The 2,133-nt window shown below is 60.5% G+C and carries 1 protein-coding gene; it reads left to right on the top strand.

Features of this window, described 5'->3' with window-relative positions:
- The first annotated feature begins 674 nt into the window (after window positions 1-674).
- Window positions 675-1,817, top strand: a complete 1,143-nt coding sequence (locus WBG04_RS05575; RefSeq protein WP_424313389.1) for an IS4 family transposase — start codon at window positions 675-677, stop codon at window positions 1,815-1,817.
- Window positions 1,818-2,133 lie beyond the last annotated feature (316 nt).

The following is a 2,133-nucleotide window of genomic DNA, read 5'->3' as shown; positions in this document are numbered from 1 at the left end:
CGTGAAGCATTCCCGGTCCTTCCCGGAATCAAGAAGCCATCTCAAATCCGCCCCGTCCTGCCAAGGATCAGACCTCAAGAAACAGGGTTGCCTCGCTTTGAATGGGCCAACCGCGAATATTCAGGATAGCAGCAGAACTTTGGACCTATTGATGGCGAGTCTGGCCTCCGAACCCGCCCAAGCAGCGACGTGGCACCCCTTAAATTTCCAGATTCGCGTCCATTCGCGGTTGATCATCCAGAATGGGGAATCCGCGCTCCAGAAACCCATGATTCCGCGCGTTTTCGCCGAGTGGTAGCCGGGGGTCAAGCGCAGCAACCAGCCCCGGACCGCAACAGCCTTCCGGAGCATCGACCTTATTGTCGATGGATCGGTCCGGGGTAAGATGGAACGGGATTTTGTCGGCTCTCCAGAGGCTGCTGGTTTGAGTGAGCAGGCTGGCAAGCCCCGGGGTTGGTCAGTCGACCATAGGGTCGATGCTCCGAACCGAGGAATCTCCCGGCAGTGTATTTCGACAATCGCGCCCAACTCAGCTTTGCAACTTGAGGGTGGCAAATGTCAAAATGTTTGGATCGCCTCAGAACTGTTCGGCATGCTTTCCGCTGCCTGAAGCGGATTCCAATGTGACAGGAGCGTCACTTGTACTGTTAGAGCGGATCAGATTTGCTTCGCGTGTGTGCCGCGTTAAGGAAAAGATCGACGAGAAGAAGCTCCGCAGTTGGAAACTGCTGGATGATTTCCGCCAGCGGCTCGCCAAGGCGCGCGCAACGATGCCTCCGCCACCCAACCAGCGCCCCGGCGGCCCCAAGCCGCTGCTGCTCGAGGAGGACTACTTCAGCCTCATGCTCTTCGGCCTCTTCAACCCGGTGCCCGAGAGCATGCGCGGGCTCTGCTCGGCGAGCCGACTCAAGCGGGTCGAGCAGGACGTTTGTGGACGGCAAGTGAGCCTTGGCAGCTTCTCGGAGGCACAGGGAGTCTTCGATCCCGAGCTGCTCCGGCAGGTGTTCCTCGATCTATCAGGTGAAATCCACACCTCATGGGGCGACGCGCGGCTGGCCCATCTGGCCGACAAGCTCAAACTCGTGGACGGCACCCTGCTGCCCGCCCTGCCCCGCATGCACTGGGCGCTTTGGCTCAATGATGACAACCGCGCCGCCAAGCTGCATTTGAGATTCTCCGTGCTGCGCCAAGCCCCCAGCGACGCGCTGGTCACCACCGGCAATTCCTGCGAGCGCAAGGCCCTGCGCCAGTTCGTCAACAAGGGCGAGACCATCGTCGGCGACCGCCATTACGGCCTGGAATACGGGTTTCTCGACGAACTGCGCGGGCAGGGCGTCTCGTTTGTTCTCCGCATCCGCAACAAGCCGCGCATGGAAATCGTGGAGGAGCTGCCTCTCACAGACGCGGACCGGACGGCGGGCGTCACCTGGCAGGGCATGGTGAAACTCGGCGACAAATGGCAGGGCGAGGCGATCCGCGTGGTCAAGGTGGAAGTGGATGGCAAGGAGTTGCTGCTGGCCACCGATCTGGAGATTGAAGCGGAGCTCATCGCCCTGATCTACCGCTACCGCTGGCAGATCGAACTGTTTTTCAAATGGCTCAAAAGCATCCTGGGCTGCCGCCACCTGATGGCGGAATCCCCCGAAGGAGTGGCCATCGAGATCTACAGTGCGCTCATCGCGGCGCTGATGTTGCAACTGCTCACCGGCAAACGCCCCGGCAAGCGGGCGATGGAACTCATCGGGTTTTACCTGATGGGTCATGCCGACCTCGACGAGGTCATCGCCCTGTTGGGTCTGGGAAAAAGTGCCAAGTGAACTCAGCCGGGCGACCGCGGCCAACGCCGTCCCCAGGGCTTGTCGTGCCCCGATGACACCCACGCCGACTCAAGCAGCCCTTCCAACCTGATAGGGGACGGACTCAACCACGAAGAACCGTCAAAAACCCGCCCCGCCCGACCGCAGCACCGAGCATGCCGAACAGTTCTGGAATAGCACCTAAAAATGGCTCTTGGGTTGATCGGGCTTACTGCTTTCTTTCGAAAGCCTCACTCCATCGGCGGAAGGAGGGCTCCATCGATGGAGCCTCCATCGCCCGGAAGGGCAGGTTCCTTAAAATTGAGGGGGCCGAGGA

Source organism: Haloferula sp., from assembly GCF_049672945.1.
Lineage (GTDB): Bacteria > Verrucomicrobiota > Verrucomicrobiia > Verrucomicrobiales > Akkermansiaceae > Haloferula.
This window is presented reverse-complemented; position numbering and strand designations above follow the sequence as displayed.